The organism is Frankia sp. KB5, assembly GCF_002099325.1.
Lineage (GTDB): Bacteria > Actinomycetota > Actinomycetes > Frankiales > Frankiaceae > Frankia > Frankia casuarinae.
Genome location: NZ_MRUJ01000018.1, coordinates 97,478 through 114,579, shown reverse-complemented (window position 1 = coordinate 114,579; position 17,102 = coordinate 97,478). Strand labels below are relative to the sequence as shown.

Genomic DNA, 17,102 nt, shown 5'->3' with positions numbered 1-17,102 from the left:
ATGCCCCTAAATTGCTCGCCGTAACCGCTCCCACTACGCCGGGATGATGGTGCGAATACTTTATGTCACGGTTACGCCAAGGGCGTAACCGTGAGTTGCCGACACCGCGCGAGCGATCAGCCGAACGGCAGCAGGCCCAGCRGCAGGCCCAGCAGGGGATGCGGCTCTGGCTCGTACGTCGGGACGGCCCACCCGCCCACCAAGATCACCGGGCCTGGCGCCGCAGGCTCCCCCGCCGACGGCGGGGAGCCGCCGGGCGGCCAAGCAGCCGGCCAGCCAGCTCCCTGATCGCCAGCCGGGCCGGGGAGGTCGGAGCGATGTCACGCAGGAGCTGTCCGGCCACCTGGGCGGCGTCCAGCCCGGCGAGGTCGTAGGGCACCAGGGCCACCGGCTCGGTCCCGGTGTGGCGCAGAATCGCCCGACTGACCTCGCGGGCCGGGTCCGCGCCCACAACCGAGGCGCGCAGCCGGTTCACCACGACAAGCGGGTCGACGGCGGGGACGGTCTCCCGCAGGTCGGACAGTCCCCGCACGAACCGGACCAGACCGACCGGTTCGGCGGACGCCACCGCCAGCACGACGTCGGCCGCGCCCAGCACGGCTAGCGTCGCTCCGTTACGCCGGGGCGCGGAGGTGTCGAACGACAGTTCCTCGTCCGTCTCCAGGCAGAACCCGCAGTCCACGACGACGAAGGACGCCAGACGCCGGGCCATCGACAGCACGGTCTCAACGGATGCCGGGCGTAGCTCGGGCCACCGCGAGGGGCGGGAGATGCCGGGCAGCACTCGCAGGCCGCCGCCCAGATCCCGGCACAGTACGGCGAGCCGGGGCACGTCCAGCAGCCCCTGGTTGGCCGACCGGGCCGCCGCGGCCAGACCGGGGGCCTCCTCGAGCAGGCCGACGAGCTGCCCGACCGCGCCGCCGTAGGAGTCGGCGTCCACCAGCAGGGTGGAGGTCCCCAGCCCGGCGAGTTCGGCGGCCAGGCACAGCGCGATCGTGGTGCGTCCCGGCGCGCCGGCCGGACCCCATACCGCAATCACCCGGCCCACCCGGCCGTCGCCCGGTTCGATCGGCCCCACACCGTCGGTGACGTCGATGGCCGGGGCGAGCGGCCCGAACCCGACGAGTGGTTCGCTGTACGAACCGGACGCCCAGGTCGCCGGCGCGGCCGCGTTCGTCGCCAGCGCCCGGGATGCCTCGACGACCGCTCCCGCGATGACCTCCGCGGTGGCGTCCGAGGGGATGACCGCGGCCACGCCGAGTTGCCGCAGCCGCCGGTCGCCGTCCTCGTCGCCGGGGGCGGTCAGCCCGACCACCGCGATGCCCGCCATGGCCAGGCGGGTCAGCGCATCCCGGTCGAGCCGGCGCAGGTCCGCGGACAGCAGGGCGGCCCGGGCCGCGCCGGTGGTCGCCGCGGCCAGCAGGTCCGGCAGGTCGACGCAGCGGCGCACCACCGTAACCCCGAGGTCGCGACGATCGAAGGCCGAGACCAGGCCGGCCTCGACCATCGCATCGGTGACAGCGGTGAGGATCGGCAGGCTCACCGGCCGTACCCCGGCACAGTGGTCGGTCCCGTCGAGCCGACCTCACCGCGGGAGTCGCGCTCAAGCTTCACGACGTCGACCCGCTCGCTCTGCGAGGCCGCGACGGCCTGGATGGCGTTGTCCACCGGCACGCGCAGCGTCAGCGAACGGTCCCCGCTGGTCAGCTTCTCGAGGCTGACGAACTCGACGTCGTGCAGGACCAGCGCCTCGGCCCCCGCACCCGCGGGCGCGGCCGGTGTGCTCCGGCCGGCCTGCTGATCGCCCCCGGTAGTGCTCGGCGCTGCGGCGCCGCTCTGGAACACGAAGACGTCCACATGGTCACCCGGTCCGAGGGTCGGCAGCCGCCCGGCCTTCACAATGATCGGCACCAGCCGCGTCGGCTGGGTGTTCTGGCCGGCGAAGTCGGGTCCGCTCACCAGCTCGCCGGTGTCCACCGGCCGCGCCAGGGTGGCGCCGATCAGGTCGTCGAGACGGCTTCCCGGGTAGTAATGACCCGAGGTCCTCTCGTCGAGCCTGGCCGATACCGTGGCGAGATCCCCGGCAACGATGATGTGCCCGGCCGGCAGGTCCACCTTGGCGACCACCCACTGGCGGGTCGCGTCCGCGCTGGCGAACAGCCGCGCCCCGACGACCACCGAGACGAGCACGAGCAACACCCCGACGAGCAGCCGGGAGTCGCGCCACCGTCGGCGGGTCAACCGACGGGCCGGGGGTGATGTCGGTGGCGGGGACGCCTCCGGGCGGGCCGGTGCCGCGGCGAGCTCGGTCACCGGGAGACCTCCCTCTTCTCCTAGCCGGACCATTGGTACATGTTCGCACCTTCCGGTCGCAGAGCGTACGCGGTCGTCGGCCCTGAGCCCAGCCAAACCAGCGAGGAATCGGCTGCGGACCGAACGGGATCCGTCGACATCTGGGCCATGCAGGCGCGGGTGGCGGACCAGTCCAGTACCTGCGAGCACGGGCTTTTGGYGGTATCCGCGTGCACTTATCCACAAGCACACGCATCCGGACGCGATGAGCGGTGGTATCTCTGATACACACATGAGGAGAGACATCCGCCCTCAGAAGGAGGACTTTGATGAACGACCGCTTCCTTCAACTCAGCGATGTGGCGGACATCCTCAACATCTCCTCCAGTCAGACCTACGCGCTTGTCCGCTCGGGCGAGCTCCCCGCCATCAAGATCGGGGGGAGGGGCCAGTGGCGGGTGGAGCGCACCGAGCTGGAGGCGTACATCCAGCGCGCCTATGAACAGACCCGGGCCTTCGTCGCAGCCAATCCGATGAGCCGTAACGAGGCTCCGCCCGAGGACTAGGCACAGTAGGCGCGGCGAGGTCAGTGGATCCGACGAACGTAGGCGATCGCGTCGAGGGGGATGGTCCAGCCGGAGCGGATCTGGCCGCGCCGGGCGAACTCGCCGACGGCGTGTTCGGCCACCTCCAGGAAGTCCGAGCCGACCCGCACCGGCGTCCCGTGCAGGGTCACCCCGTCCACCAGCATGAGCGTGCACGCCGAGCGGTCCCGGACGAGCCCGCGCAGGACGTACCGCAGATCCAGCTTGGCCGCCAGCGGACCCTCATGACCCGGCTGGGCCGAGACCACCGGCAGGTTCTCCACGGCCAGCAGCGACCGCACCGGTACCAGAACCTCCGTCGCGCCGGGCTCGGTGATGAGCAACCAGTCCATCCCGAGGGCCGCCAGGGTGCCGTGCAGGATCTCGGGAGCGCGCTGACCACCCACCACCCGGCAACGTGTCGGGTGTCCGACGACGGGTCGCATCCGATCGATCAACCGCAGGTAGGCAGCCTCCCGCCGGCTGCGGTCCGCGAGCTCGGCGGAGAGCTCGGCGGCCTCGTTCGCCTCCCACTGCAGCTCCAGGTCGGCGAACAGATCCTCCCATCGCATCGATACCCCTTCCCATAAAGGTAGATTTCGCCCACTTCCCCCAGTTGCCCCTCACTCCCTACACAAGCAGGGTTGACAGCGAGATTTCAGGGGTTTACACAAGCAAACATAGGCAAACGAACGAGTTCGACAGCATCCGGCGGACAGGAGCACCCACAATGATCGCGAGGGCGGCTCGACAGACGCTGGCGCGGTTCGCCGGCGCGACCGCGGCCGCAATCACGGCGATCATATTGATCGTTTTCGGCCCCCGGCTGGCCGACCTGCCGGAGAGCGTCGAGGCCGCCCCGGAATGGTTCGCCGCCGCGCCCGAGCAGGCGCTGGCCACGATCATCGGGGGCGTCGCCTGGGTGTGCCTGCTCTGGCTGTGCCTGGGGGTTCTGCTCGGCGCGCTGTCGGCTATCCCCGGCGGAGTCGGCCGGCTCAGCGCGGCGCTGGCCCGCCGGATCGTTCCCCGCACGATCCGGCGGATGCTCGAGATCAGCCTCGGAGTGACACTCGTCACCGGGGTGGCGCCGATCATCGCCGCGGTCCCGGCCTCCGCGGCCACCGGACCTGCGGGGACCGGTGTCAGTGCGGGCGCCACCGCCGCACTGCCCGATCTGGACCGGCCCACCACCGTCGGCCATCCCCCGAACCCGATAGCCGGCTTCCCCGACCTCGATCGCCCCCCGGCCGGCACCCCCGCCGGTCACGCCCCCGCGACACCCCCCGTCTCCTCCACCGGCCCCGTCTCCCCTGCCGGCCCCGTCTCCCCTGCCGGCTCCACGTCCTCTCCCGAACCCGGTGCCGGTGCCGTCCCGGCGACCAGCCCCACCCCAACGATCTCGGTTCCCGGTCTCGGTGAGGCGATCCCCGTCGTGGACCTGCACGAGACCACCTCGGCGGCCGGCTCGCCAACGCCGCCCCCAGCCCCGGTTTCCGCCGCCGGCGGAAACCCGGTGCACACCGCCCCTGACCCCGGCGCCCTCACTCGGCTCACCACGGCTCGCACGACCACAGCCGGCTGGCCGGACCTGGACCGACCCGCCACCACCTCCCCGAGCAGCCCGGCCGCGCCCGGCGCGGCCATCACTCCGACACCGTTCAACCCGACATCGTTCAACCCGACATCGTCCGGACCGACATCGTCCAACCCGACATCGTCCAACCCGACATCGTCCGGACCGGCGGCTCCGATCGCATCGGTACCGGCCCGGGATCCGATCGTGCCGCCGGCCCCTCGTGGAACGGGCAGGCCCATGAGCCTCCCGGGTACCGACCGGACCTCTCCCGGCGTCGAGGCGGCGGAAATCGTCGTCCTCCGCGGCGACAGTCTCTGGTCCATCGCGGCCCGTCATCTCGGCCCGAACGCGACGCAGGAGCAGATCGCGGCCGAGTGGCCACGGTGGTGGGCCGCCAACTCCGACCTGATCGGCCACGACCCGAATCTGATCTTCCCCGGCCAACGCCTGAAACCACCCCCCGGGCCCTGACCCCGCCCACCACTTCCGGAGCCTGCCGTGACCGCCACCTACGCCCTGACCCTGCCCCGGCGTCCAGTTCCGGCCCCCGGAATGCGCCGCCTTCCCATCACCCCCCACGAACCGCCCTATGACGACGAGGCCGGCTCCTCGTCGGCCGGCGCCCCGACCGGCTCGTCGACAAGGCCGCCCCGACCCCGGGTGCGGCCGGCCGGACGCACCACCGCCGATCGTCCAGGCCGGCCCGTGACCGCCCCGGGAGGCGGCGGACGCCGCCGTGGCGGCCCGTCGGGACCCGGCGGGCCGCCACGCGGCCGTGGCGGTGCGGACGGCCAGACCGAGCCCGGTGGCACGACGGTCGATCGGACTCCTCGGCACCTCGCCATGCCCGAGCGCACGGTCACGGGCACAGGCATGGGATCAGCGGCGTCACACGCGGTGCCGGGTCTCGATCCGGTAGCCGGTCCGCGGCCGGGACACCCCGCCGGGAGCCGGACGAACCCACCGCCCCGGGAAACGGCGGTGGTCATCGTCAGAGCGATCGTCGAGACGCTCGGCGGGGTGCGCCCGGCCTCGCATCTCGCCGGATGGACGACGCCCCGCCTGCAGAACGATCTCGAACGCATCGTCGCCCAGACCACGGATCGCAGGCGGGGTCAGGTCCGCAGCGTACGGGTCAGCGAACCGCGCCCCGGAGTCGCCGAGGTCTCGGCGGTCATCAGCCGAGGTGCCCGGGTGGCCGCACTCGCGCTGCGCATGGAGTCGTCCAGCGGACGCTGGCGGGTGACGACCCTGCAGGTGGGTTAGTGCGGCCACCGGTCCCGGAGATGGRTCACTCGGTGTTGCGGCGCGCCGGGTCGCCGTGRCAGCGCTTGTACTTGCGGCCCGACCCACACGGGCAGGGCGCATTGCGAGCGGGACGCGTGCCCGCACCGGGCTGCGCCGTGCCGGCCTCGCCGCGGGCGGCGCTGAGCGCACCGTCTCCAGCCGGGCGGCCCAGTCCCGACCTGCCATCCACCGTCGTGACCGGCCCGGATCCACCGTCGACCGACGGCGCGGTGTAGCGCAGGCCACCGGTCGRCCGCCGCGGCTCGAGCCCCTTGACGAAGACCGGCAGCGGTGCGGACGGAACCGGTGAAGGGGGTGGCGGAGTCTGACGGGCCGCCGCGGGGCGAACGAGCTGCGCGTCCGCGACGGGACCGGCGCCGTCCGGAATCGTCGGCACCGCCGGAGCGGGCAGGGTCGCGGCTGCGGCCGGCGGTGCGGGAGCAGCGGACACGGCCGGCTCGACGCCCACCGACGTGGCGGCCTCCTCCTGCCCCGCAACCTGGACCTCGACGTTGAACAGCAGCCGGACGGACTCCTCCTTGATGCCCTCCATCATCGTCTGGAACATGTCGAAACCCTCACGCTGGTACTCGACCAGCGGGTCCCGCTGTCCCATCGCCCGCAGCCCGATGCCCTCCTGCAGGTAGTCCATCTCGTAGAGGTGCTCGCGCCACTTGCGGTCCAAGACCGCGAGGACGACCCGTCGCTCCAGCTCCCGCATGATCGGTTCGCTGTCGGGGCCGTCGCCGAGGTCGAGTTCCCGCCGGTCGTACGCCTCCTGCGCGTCGACCTGGATGTCCTCGAGCAGGTGATCGGCAGTGAGCCCGTCTCGATCATCGACATCGGGTGCCACCACACCGACCGGGTAGAGCTGCCCGAGCGCCGTCCAGAGCGTGTCGAGATCCCACTCCTCCGGGTACCCGTCGGCGGTGGCGCCGCGCACGTATCCCTCGACGGTGTCGTCAACGAAGTGACGCACCTGCTCGTGGAGATCGGCACCGCCGAGAACCTTGCGGCGCTCCTCATAGATCACGGTGCGCTGCTTGTTCATGACCTCGTCGTACTTGAGGACGTTCTTGYGGATCTCGAAGTTCTGCCCCTCGACCTGGGTCTGGGCCGACCGGATCGCCCGAGTCACGATCTTCGATTCGATCGGGACGTCCTCGGGGATGTTCAGCCGATCCATGATGCCCTCGACCGCGGCCGCGTTGAACAACCGCATGAGATCGTCACCGAGGGAGAGGTAGAAGCGCGACTCACCGCGGTCGCCCTGCCGGCCGGCCCGGCCACGCAGCTGGTTGTCGATGCGCCGGGACTCGTGCCGCTCGGTGCCTAGCACGTACAGGCCGCCGGCGTCGACGACCTCCTCGTGCTCGGCCTTCACCGACTGCCTGGCCTTCTCCAGGGCCTCCTGCCAGGCCGCCTCATAGTCCTCGGGGGTCTCGATCGGCGAGAGGCCGCGCTGGCGCAGCTCGGCCTGGGCAATGAACTCCGGGTTACCGCCGAGCATGATGTCCGTACCACGACCGGCCATGTTCGTCGCCACCGTGACGGCGCCCTTGCGGCCCGCCTCGGCGATGATGGCCGCCTCCCGCTCGTGGTGCTTGGCGTTGAGCACCTCGTGCGGCACACCACGCTTGCGAAGCTGCTTCGAGAGGTACTCGGACTTCTCGACGCTGGTGGTGCCGACCAGGACCGGTTGGCCCTTCTCGTGCCGCTCGGCGATGTCCTCCACCACCGCGTCGAACTTCGCGATCTCGGTCTTGTAGACGACGTCCGGCTGGTCGAGCCGGACCATCGGCTTGTTCGTCGGGATGGGGACGACCCCGAGCGAGTAGATCTGGTGGAACTCGGCCGCCTCGGTCATGGCGGTACCGGTCATGCCGGAGAGCTTGTCGTAGAGCCGGAAGTAGTTCTGCAGCGTGATCGTCGCGAGGGTCTGGTTCTCCTGCTTGATCTCGACCTTTTCCTTGGCCTCGATCGCCTGGTGCATTCCCTCGCTGTAGCGACGACCGTGGAGCACGCGGCCGGTGAACTCGTCGACGATGAGAACCTCACCGTCGGTAACGATGTAGTCCTTGTCCCGCTTGTAGAGCTCCTTGGCCTTCAGCGAATTGTTCAGGTAGCCCACGAGCGGGGTATTCACCGATTCGTAGAGGTTCTCGATGCCGAGCTGGTCCTCGACCTTCTCAACCCCGGACTCGGTGATGGCCACCGTCCGCTTGCCCTCTTCGACCTCGTAATCGACATCGCGTTCGAGCAGCGGGGCGATCCGGGCAAACTCCGTGTACCACCTGGTCGGATGATCCGCTGGACCGCTGATGATCAACGGCGTGCGGGCCTCGTCGATGAGGATGGAGTCCACCTCGTCGACGACCGCGAAGTTGTGGCCACGCTGGACGAGCTCCTCCGAACTCCAGGCCATGTTGTCACGGAGGTAGTCGAACCCGAACTCGTTGTTGGTGCCGTAGGTGATGTCGCAGGCGTACTGGGCCCGCCGGACCGGCGGCGGCATCTGCGGATGGATCACCCCCACGGTGAGGCCGAGGAAACGATGGACCCGGCCCATGTTCTCGGCGTCGCGCTGGGCGAGGTAGTCGTTGACGGTGATGACGTGCACACCCTTACCGGCCAGCGCGTTGAGGTAGGTCGGCAGGGTCGAGACCAGCGTCTTGCCCTCACCGGTCTTCATCTCGGCGATGTTGCCGAGATGAAGGGCCGCGCCCCCCATGATCTGCACATCGAAATGYCGCTGGCCCAGCGTGCGCCGCGCCGCCTCGCGCACGGCGGCGAAGGCCTCGGGCAGCAGGTCGTCGAGGGTCTCCTTCCCGTCCGCGAGCCGCTGGCGGAACTCGTCGGTCATGCCTCGCAGTTCACCGTCGGACAGGYCGGTGAAGTCGTCCTCGATCAGGTTCACCTGCTCGGCGATCGCCTTGAGCTTGCGCAGGATCCGGCCCTCGCCGGCACGCAAGATCTTGTCTAGTACCACGGGCGAAACTCCTCCGGCAGGCGCGTCGGCGAGGTCACCGACCCCACGATGCTAGCCCTTCGACAGCCGCCTACAACATCCATCCGCGCGCGGTTCCTCCGGCTGGGACCGGTGAGGAGCGGGCGACGGGAAGGGGTGCCGGCGAGCGAGGCCAGGGGTCGTACGGACGGGAACGACCAGAACGGGATGACAACACGGCGTGCATGGTCCGCCCATGCCACGCCGCACTGTCCAACGACCGGGAGCGCGGATGGGTGCCCTGGATYGGCGGCAACGGTGGCGGCCGGTGCAAGGTTGGAGCATGGCACCTCTCGAACCGGCGGAGATCACGGCGGGCCGTCTGCATCTGCGCCCCTGGCACCCCCGGGACGCCGACGCCGTACACCTGGCCTGCCAGGACCCGGAGATAAGCCGGTGGACGAGAGTCCCGACGCCGTATCTGTACCAACACGCGGTGGACTTTGTCTCACGCCAGTCGCCGCAGAGCTGGGCCAGCGGGACCGGGGCGCTGTTCGCGGTGGTGGATGCCACGACCGAGCAACTCCTTGCCTCGGTCGGACTGACGGATCTCTCCGGCGACGGCGACGCGAAGATTGGTTACTGGTGCGCGGYGCCGGCGCGCGGGCGGGCAGTGACCTCCCAGGCCGTTGCCGCGCTGACCCGCTGGGGTTTCGGAGCTCTGGGGCTGGCCCGGATCGAGTGGCGGGCCGCGGTGGGYAACCTCGCGTCTCGCCGCGTGGCCGAGAAGGCCGGCTTCACCGTGGAGGGCACCCTGCGCCGGGCCCTGCTGCTGGGCGACGGTAACCGGAGGGACTGCTGGGTGGGATCGCTCCTACCGGACGATCCCGCGCCGCGGTGACGCCCCCCCCGACCGGGCCTCAGGTGATCTCGAGCAGCTTCTCCCGGACCGCGTACACGACCGCCTCCATCCTGGAGTGCAGCTGGAGCTTCTCCAGGATGTTGCGGATGTGGTTCTTGACCGTGTTCTCACTGATGTAGAGCTGCTTGGCGATGTCACGGTTGTTCATGCCCTTGGCGACGAGCCGCAGCACCTCCATCTCCCGGTCGGTCAGCCGGGGGGTAGGGAGCTGCGGACGGTCATCCTTGTTCTTAATCATGGCTGCGAACTCGCTGAGCAGCTTCGACGCCATGGACGGGCTGATGAGGCTCTGCCCCCCGTACACGGCGCGGATGTCCGCGGCGACCTCGTCGATAGAGATCTCCTTCAGCAGGTAGCCCATGGCCCCCGCCTTAATCGCGTCATAGAGGTCGGCCTCCTCGTCGCTGATGGTCAGCATGACGATCTTGGCGCTCGGGACAGCCTCCTTGATGGCGCTCGTGGCGTCGATCCCGCCACGGCGCRGCATCCGCACATCCATGAGCACGATGTCCGGCGCCATCTCCTTAGCCATGGTCACCGCCTCGGCACCGTCCGCGGCCTCCCCGACGACCTCGATGTCAACCTCCTGCCCCAGCACCATCTCCAGCCCACGCCGGAACAGCGCATGGTCGTCAACGATCAGCACCCGGATGGGGTTCGCCTCCGATGGCGTCGGCAGCATCTCCTCAGAGCGCTGCTCCTCCACCGTCATCTGACCTCCCTGGACCACTGCCCGCGGCGCACCGCCCCGCGTGCCTCCACGCGGGGCGGTGCGCCGTGTACTCCGACACCCGAGGCAAATGGTCGCACGTCGGCCGGCGGACGCGGCCTTCAGATCGTCTAAACGGCGGCGGCCGAGCTCACGAAGGCGCCTCGGGTTGGCGACGGCCGCTCGTCCCGCTGATCGGCGCCCGCCGGCCCCGACCTGCCGGCCGCCGCCGAACCGGACAACCGGATGACACCGTAGTCGTAACCGACCCGCCGGTAGACGACGCTGGGGAGGCCAAGATCGACGTCGAGGAAGAGATAGAAATCATGCCCCACCAGTTCCATGTTGGACAGGGCCTCCTCCAGCGACATCGGCTCCGCCTCGTGGGTCTTCTCCCGGACGATCAGCGGAGCCTGCTCGCTCTGCTCGCCCGCACCGATCCTGGCGGTGGATTCGTCGGCCGGGGCGGCGACGACCGGCCTGGATCCGCCGCTGCCGCTCCTTCCGGCGGCACCGGCCTCCTCGGCACCGGTCGGTAGGGCAGCCGCCGGCTTCGTGCCCTCCAACGGCATGAGACTGCCGAGCGGAACCGAGGTGATCCCGGTCGGCTTGGCTCCAGCGTGGTTGGCGTGGTGGCGGACCCGCCGGTCGGYGGCCCGGCGCAGCCGCTCGGCCAGTTTGCCGGCGGCCAGGTCGAGGGCGGCGTAGCAGTCGGCCGCGGCGGCCTCGGCCCGGATCACCGGACCCCGTGAGTACACGGTCAGCTCGACCCGGTCGCAGACGTCGGACAGCCGGGGGTTGCGTTCCTTCGACAGCTCGACATCCACCCGGATGATGTTGGAATTCAGCCGTTCCAACTTGGCGAGCTTGGCCTGGACATGATTGCGGAACCGTTCCGGAACCGCGGTGTGCCTGCCCTTGACCACGATGTCCACGCGATCCACCTCCTGTTCGCCTGTCCGACGCCCACGGCCCTCGCCAAGGCTGCCGACCGTGCGCCGGTGTCTCGGAACTTCCGGAGGGAACCGTCTCCGCGGGGCCGAGACGATCCCCCGGGCGCCCTATCTACGGTTGTCGCACCTTCCCAACGTTCTGCGGCTGGCTGCCCGCATTCGGCTCCCTTCCCTTCAGCGGCGGCGCTACTCCGTCCGCCGGCCCGGTATCCGCACGACGAGTGCACTGCGACCGACAAGCGGTCACTCCCGCTCCGTCGGGCCACTCGGCCGTTGCGCCGACTGCCTGGTCAGGCRGTGCGTACTGGTAGTTTCACCCCGACGGCCCCGTCATTGCGAGCAAGCGGTCCCGTCCGCGCGTCGGGCCCGAAGCGGCCACCACCGCGACGGCGCTCGCCCGCAGGGCGCCGGCTCGTAGGGCCCGTACCGCCTCACCCGCCGTGGCTCCCGTCGTCAGTACGTCGTCGACCACGACGATGCGCGGGTCCGCGGGAGGTCCGTCCGAGAGATCGTCGGCGGCCCGCACCAGCCGGGCCGTGCGGGCAGGACCGACCAGGCCGAAGGCGCCCGTGAGGTTGACGAACCGTGCCGCCGCCCCCAGCCCGGCCTGGTCCGCCGTGTGCCGCACCGGCCGCAGCACGGGAGCGATTCCGACCCGGTGCCCGCGTCGGCGCAGGACCGCGGCCGCCACGGAACACAGCAGCTCGAGGTGGTCGAAACCACGCCGACGCCGCGCGGCGCGGTTCGAAGGCACCGGGACCAGCACCACACCGCGCCCGCGAGGACAGCGACCGGGATGCACGTCGGTGGCACCCACCGCGCCCGACGACACCGCCCGCGCTACCGCGCGGGCGAGCGCACCGCCCAGCGGACCGGCCAGGTCGCGCCGGCCACGCTCCTTGTAGGCGAGAAGGAGCGCCCGGACCCGGTCGGCGTAGCGGGCGGCGGCCAGGCACGGCGGCAGCCCTCGCCGCCACGGGGTGGCCAGGGAGCCCGCGGCGGCGAGGAACACGGGACCACGAAGCTCGGCGACACACGCCGGGCACRCCGACGCCCCCCAGTCGCCGCATCCGGCGCAGGCAAGCGGCATGATCAGATCAGCGAGAATCGCAAGATTCCTGGTGAGCAGGGACAACGTGGCTCGAGGCATGACAGGAAGGATCAGCCGCGGGCCGCGGGCCGACCAGCCCCGAGTGGTGATCTGTGGATACCGCCCCCGRCAGTCGCGAAGCGGCTGTGGACAATCCCGGGCGACGCGGTCGGCCACCGGCCCCGCAGCCGAGGTGGGGCCGGTCTGGCCGGCACGTCCCGGCCGGCACATCCCGGCCAGACCGCGTAATTCCGCCGGCATCGCCAGCATCCATCCTGGCCGAGAGCACAGAATCCTCACAGTGGCCGCGGCATGCCCACCACAAGCACGGCATCCTTACCTCGACACATCGAACCTCGACACCGAACCTCGACACCGACCGCGACGAGTGGAGACACACCGATGGCCGACGGACCCGGTTGGGCCTCGCCCGGCACCCCGCCGCCCGGCGCCCCGCAGGGCCCGTGGGGACAGTGGCGGTGGGGCCCGGCCGTCCCGAAACCGGGCATCATCCCGCTGCGCCCCCTCGCTCTGGGCGAGATCCTGGACGGCACGTTCGCCACGATCCGCACGAATCCCGGCGCGACCGTCGGGGTGACGGTGGCGGCCGCGGCGGTGGTGGAGACGGTGTCCACCACCGTCGCGATCAGCGGCGAGGACGCGTCGCCGGGCGCCAGGGCCGCCATCACCGTCGCGATGCTCGGTCTCGATCTCATCCTCGGGCTCTTTCTTTCCGGGGTGCTCAGCGTCGTGGTGAGCGAGGCGATCCTGGGAAGCCGAATCACCACAATCGACGCGGTCCGACGGGTCGCGCCGCGGCTGCCCGGCCTGCTCGGCCTCACGGTCATCGTGGCGCTGTCGGTGGTACTGGGGCTGATCGCGCTGCTGGTCGGGGCGATCGTCGTCGGGGTCTACCTGGCGCTGGCCACGCCCGCGTACGTCCTCGAGGGCGGCACCGTGCGCGACGCGCTGCGACGGTCGATCGCGATCGTGCGTGGATCATGGTGGCGGACGTTCGGTATTCTGCTGCTCGCCATGCTGGTGGCGGGGTTCCTCGGTGCGATCTTCGCCATCGCCRCCAGCATCGTGATGGCCTCCTCCGAGTCGGTGTTCGGCGACCCGATCAGGGGTGATCTCACCGTCACCGGCTACATCGTCCAGGCGATCGGCAGTCTGCTCGCCACCGCGATCTCCACGCCGATCGTCTCCGGAGCCGTCGTCCTGCTCTACGTCGACCTCAGGATCAGACGCGAGGGTCTGGACGTGACCCTCGCCGAGGCGGCCCGCGCCCGCACCGCCGGCCTGCGGCCCTCCGGATGACGCTCGGCGGTCCTGTCACTCGGGACGGAGCTCGGGAGGAGGCTCGGCGGGAACTTTCCAGGCACCTCTACAGTAGTTCCGAACCCAGCTGGTGGAGCCGGGCGGTCCGGTGGATCGACGACAGGATCGGGGATCTGGTCCACTGGCTGCTCCCCGGCGGAGACGGCCTCGGCGGAGGGTCGGGTGGTCTCGGGGTCCTCGCGCTCGTCCTCGTACTCGTCGTCGTGGCGGTGGCGCTGCGGTGGTGGCTCGGCCCGGTGCGCCGCAGCGCGCGTACCAGGCGGGAGGATAACGACCTGTCCAGTTCGTCAACCGCGGCGCAGCTGCGTGCCGAGGCTGACGGCCACGCCGCCGGCGGAGCCTATGCGGAGGCGGTTCGGTCCCGGCTACGGGCCATCGTGCGGATGCTGGAGGAGAAGGGCGTGCTCGATCCGCGCCCCGGCCGTACGGCCGGTGAACTCGTCGAGGAGGTGGCGAGAATCGCGCCGTCCCCCGACGGCGGGCAACCCCGGGGCGGAACGGACCGGCCGGGCGCGACGACGGGCGCGGCGGGCGATGGACCCGGCACGGCGTTCGAGCCGGCCGCGGCGCTCGCCGCGGCGGTCGAGGTCTTCAGCGAGATCTGGTACGGCGGGCGCCCGGGGTCCGCGGCCGGCTACCGGGTCCTGGTCGAGGCCGACCGCGCCCTGATCCAGCTGCGTCGCGGCGCAGACGGCGCAGACGGCGCAGACGGCACAGACGGCACAGACGGCACCGGCGGCACCGGCGGCACCGGCGGCACCGGCACCCTCGCGGTCCCGGCATGACCATCCCCGGCGCCCCGGCGATCACCGGCGACCATCTCGGTGGCGGCGGGACGGCCGGCGGCCGGTCCGGGCGGGGGTCGCCGAGCGCGTTGCGCAGCGGTCCCAGGCCTCCAGCGGTGCGCCGCGGGATCCTCGTGGTGGCCGTCCTCGGCGTCCTGGTCCTCTGTTACGTGGTCGTCTCGGCGCTGGCCGGGCGGCCCGACGGCCAGGCCTACCTGGACGTGGCCTCCGCCGAGCCCGGAGGAACCCGGGCCCTAGCCGAGATCCTGCGGGCACGCGGGATCATCGTCTCCGCCACGGACAACCCTTCCGGCGGCCGGCAGCAGGGGCCGAACCCCGGTGGTCTGGGCGGCGGGGTCGGTCCAGCCGGGGCGGGCGGTAGGGCGACGCTGGTCGTCGTCCATCCGGGACGGCTCACCCATGACGAGCTGATCGCCCTGCTCGGACGGGTCTGGCAGGGCGCCGACGTCGTCCTCGTGGCGCCGGACGCCACGGTGCTCGGTGCCCTAAATGTCGGGGTGGTCACAGCAGGCTCCGCGCCCAGCGGCGAGCAGAGTGATCCACGGTGCCTCCTGCCCGAGGCGACCACGGCCGGAACAACCTCGATCGGCGCCGACGAGACCTTCACCCGCCAGGGCGACGGAGCCGGTCTCGGCGACATGGCGGTCTCGTTGTGCTACGGCGACCCGCACGGCGAGGCACGCCTCGCCGTGCTGACCCCCACCCGATCGGGCTCACCACGCGCCGGTGGCGGGCGGCTGGTACTGCTCGGCTCGGCGGGGTTCCTCACCAACGAACACCTCGGCCGCACGGGGAACGCGGCGCTGGCCCTCGGCCTGCTCGCCCGGCAACCCGTACTGTCCTGGATCACACCCGACGCGGGTGGGGCCGGCGGGGTCGGCACGAAAAGCATGATGGATCTGCTGCCGTCCGCCTTCTGGTGGACCTTTCTGCACATCGTCGTCGTCCTGGCGCTGCTGGCGCTGTGGCGTGGCCGGCGGCTCGGGCCGCCGGTGCCGGAGCCCCTTCCGGTGGTCGTCCGGGCGGCCGAGACGGTCGAGGGACGCGGGCGACTGTACGCGGCGGCACACGCCCGGGACAGGACCGCCGACGCGCTGCGGGCCGGGACGCGCGTCCGGCTGGCCGAACGGATGGGCCTGCCCCTGATCTGGACCCCCGCCGGTTCCCTGAGCCCCGATCCCGTCGCTCTGGTGACCACTGCCAGCGAGCAGACGGGACGGTCACCCTCGGAGATCGGATCGCTCCTGTACGGTTCGGGCATGCCGCCGCAGACCGCCGGACCGCCCGGTCACCTCGGGCGGGCCAGGGACTGGTACCAGTCAGGCCGCTACCCGGCCGAGAACGGACAGCGGGCGGCATCCGGCGGGGCCGGACGGTATCGCGACGGCGGATCCGAGCGGACCGCCGCGGCGGGCGTTCCCCGGGCCGGCGTTCCCCGGGCCGGCGTCGGCGCCCCTCGACGCGATACGCAGGACGCGGCGCTGCTGGCGCTGGCCCACGCGCTCGACGAGCTCGATCGACAGGTAGGCATACGGTGACATCCCCGCGCATCGACGCGCCGACGACAGCCCCCCCGCCCTCGACCGCATCGTCGTCCGCCGCGGCGCCGGGTCCGGGAGAGCAGCCGGCACCACCGGACGCGCAGACGGCCCGCCGGTCCCTGATCGCGCTGCGCGGTGAGGTGGCCAAGGCGGTGATCGGTCAGGACGCGGCGGTCAGCGGGCTCGTCATCGCCCTGCTGTGCCGGGGACACGCACTGCTCGAGGGGGTGCCCGGCGTCGCGAAGACGCTGCTGGTCCGCACGCTCGCGACCGCGTTGGCACTGGACACCAAGCGCCTGCAGTTCACCCCGGACCTCATGCCCGGCGACGTCACCGGCTCGCTGGTGTACGACAACCGCAGTTCCGAGTTCACCTTCCGGGAGGGCCCGGTCTTCACCAACCTCCTGCTGGCCGACGAGATCAACCGGACTCCGCCGAAGACGCAGGCCGCCCTGCTGGAGGTGATGGAGGAGCGTCAGGTCAGTGTGGCGGGCGTCCCGCGGCCGCTGCCGGCCCCCTTCGCAGTCCTCGCCACCCAGAACCCGATCGAACACGAGGGCACCTATCCGCTTCCCGAGGCGCAACTCGACCGCTTCCTGGTGAAGGTGACGCTGCCACTGCCGCCCCGCGACGACGAGGTCCGTGTCCTCGCCCACCATGCGGACGGGTTCGACCCCTCCGACCTGCCCGCCGCGGGGGTCCACCCGGTCGCGGGACCAGCGGACCTCGCGGCGGCCCGCGCCGCGGTGCTCACCGTCGCAGTCCACCCGGAGGTGCTGGCCTACATCGTCGATCTGGCCCGGGCGACCCGCGCGGCACCGTCGGTACAGCTCGGGGTGTCCCCCCGCGGCGCCACCGCGCTGCTGGCGACGGCCCGGGCCTGGGCGTGGCTGTCGGGACGCGGCTATGCGACCCCCGACGATGTCAAGGCGCTGGCCCGGGCAACCCTGCGGCACCGGATCAGCCTCCGTCCGGAGGCCGAACTGGACGGCGTGACGGCCGATGTCGTGCTCGAACAGGTACTCGCCACCGTTCCGGTGCCCCGGTAGGCGGA

General features: G+C 71.4%; 15 protein-coding genes. 8 read left to right on the top strand and 7 right to left on the bottom strand.

Going from position 1 to position 17,102, the window contains the following annotated elements:
• Positions 1-205: 205 nt before the first annotated feature.
• Together KBI5_RS02050 and KBI5_RS02045 are read right to left on the bottom strand one after the other, a co-directional pair.
• Positions 206-1,543: a chromosome partitioning protein gene (locus KBI5_RS02050; protein ID WP_011435226.1), complete on the bottom strand. Its 1,338-nt coding sequence runs from the start codon at positions 1,541-1,543 to the stop codon at positions 206-208.
• A complete protein-coding gene (locus KBI5_RS02045) occupies positions 1,540-2,313 on the bottom strand; it encodes an SAF domain-containing protein (protein ID WP_011435225.1) in 774 nt (257 codons plus the stop codon). Before KBI5_RS02045 ends, KBI5_RS02050 begins: the two co-directional genes overlap by 4 nt.
• A gap of 308 nt (positions 2,314-2,621) precedes the next feature.
• Between KBI5_RS02045 and KBI5_RS02040 the strand changes: the two genes are divergently transcribed.
• Positions 2,622-2,858 (top strand): helix-turn-helix domain-containing protein, encoded by a 237-nt coding sequence (locus KBI5_RS02040; protein ID WP_011435224.1) that lies wholly within the window; start codon positions 2,622-2,624, stop codon positions 2,856-2,858.
• A gap of 20 nt (positions 2,859-2,878) precedes the next feature.
• Here KBI5_RS02040 and KBI5_RS02035 read toward each other — a convergent pair whose 3' ends face one another.
• Positions 2,879-3,448 (bottom strand): hypothetical protein, encoded by a 570-nt coding sequence (locus tag KBI5_RS02035; protein WP_011435223.1) that lies wholly within the window; start codon positions 3,446-3,448, stop codon positions 2,879-2,881.
• Positions 3,449-3,606: 158 nt separating this feature from the next.
• Between KBI5_RS02035 and KBI5_RS02030 the strand changes: the two genes are divergently transcribed.
• Together KBI5_RS02030 and KBI5_RS02025 are read left to right on the top strand one after the other, a co-directional pair.
• A complete protein-coding gene (locus KBI5_RS02030) occupies positions 3,607-4,923 on the top strand; it encodes a LysM domain-containing protein (RefSeq protein WP_085014153.1) in 1,317 nt (438 codons plus the stop codon).
• 81 nt (positions 4,924-5,004) lie between these two features.
• Positions 5,005-5,718: an Rv3235 family protein gene (locus KBI5_RS02025; protein ID WP_308726848.1), complete on the top strand. Its 714-nt coding sequence runs from the start codon at positions 5,005-5,007 to the stop codon at positions 5,716-5,718.
• A 25-nt stretch (positions 5,719-5,743) separates the two neighbouring features.
• Here KBI5_RS02025 and secA read toward each other — a convergent pair whose 3' ends face one another.
• Entirely contained in the window at positions 5,744-8,728 is a 2,985-nt protein-coding gene (gene secA / locus KBI5_RS02020) for a preprotein translocase subunit SecA (protein WP_085014152.1), read from the bottom strand.
• A gap of 301 nt (positions 8,729-9,029) precedes the next feature.
• On the opposite strand from secA, the gene KBI5_RS02015 reads away from it, so the two are divergent.
• Positions 9,030-9,587 (top strand): GNAT family N-acetyltransferase, encoded by a 558-nt coding sequence (locus tag KBI5_RS02015; protein WP_198537458.1) that lies wholly within the window; start codon positions 9,030-9,032, stop codon positions 9,585-9,587.
• 19 nt (positions 9,588-9,606) lie between these two features.
• Here the strand turns inward: KBI5_RS02015 and KBI5_RS02010 are convergent, their stop codons facing one another.
• The 3 genes from KBI5_RS02010 to KBI5_RS02000 form a co-directional block, all read right to left on the bottom strand.
• Positions 9,607-10,320, bottom strand: coding sequence for a response regulator transcription factor (locus tag KBI5_RS02010; RefSeq protein WP_085014150.1), 714 nt, complete (start codon positions 10,318-10,320; stop codon positions 9,607-9,609).
• Between the two features lie 128 nt (positions 10,321-10,448).
• On the bottom strand, positions 10,449-11,252 hold the full coding sequence (raiA, locus tag KBI5_RS02005; RefSeq protein WP_085014149.1) for a ribosome-associated translation inhibitor RaiA: 804 nt from the start codon (positions 11,250-11,252) through the stop codon (positions 10,449-10,451).
• Positions 11,253-11,583: 331 nt separating this feature from the next.
• A complete protein-coding gene (locus KBI5_RS02000; protein WP_085014148.1) occupies positions 11,584-12,420 on the bottom strand; it encodes a ComF family protein in 837 nt (278 codons plus the stop codon).
• A 342-nt stretch (positions 12,421-12,762) separates the two neighbouring features.
• Here KBI5_RS02000 and KBI5_RS01995 point away from each other — a divergent pair, with 342 nt between their 5' ends.
• The 4 genes from KBI5_RS01995 (at position 12,763) to KBI5_RS01980 (ending at position 17,097) form a co-directional block, all read left to right on the top strand.
• Positions 12,763-13,680, top strand: coding sequence for a hypothetical protein (locus tag KBI5_RS01995; RefSeq protein WP_241882603.1), 918 nt, complete (start codon positions 12,763-12,765; stop codon positions 13,678-13,680).
• Entirely contained in the window at positions 13,677-14,486 is an 810-nt protein-coding gene (locus KBI5_RS01990) for a DUF4129 domain-containing protein (RefSeq protein WP_043590248.1), read from the top strand. Before KBI5_RS01995 ends, KBI5_RS01990 begins: the two co-directional genes overlap by 4 nt.
• On the top strand, positions 14,483-16,045 hold the full coding sequence (locus KBI5_RS01985; protein ID WP_023839912.1) for a DUF4350 domain-containing protein: 1,563 nt from the start codon (positions 14,483-14,485) through the stop codon (positions 16,043-16,045). The genes KBI5_RS01990 and KBI5_RS01985 overlap by 4 nt, the downstream gene beginning before the upstream one ends.
• A gap of 122 nt (positions 16,046-16,167) precedes the next feature.
• On the top strand, positions 16,168-17,097 hold the full coding sequence (locus KBI5_RS01980) for a MoxR family ATPase (RefSeq protein ID WP_217494699.1): 930 nt from the start codon (positions 16,168-16,170) through the stop codon (positions 17,095-17,097).
• Positions 17,098-17,102: the final 5 nt, after the last annotated feature.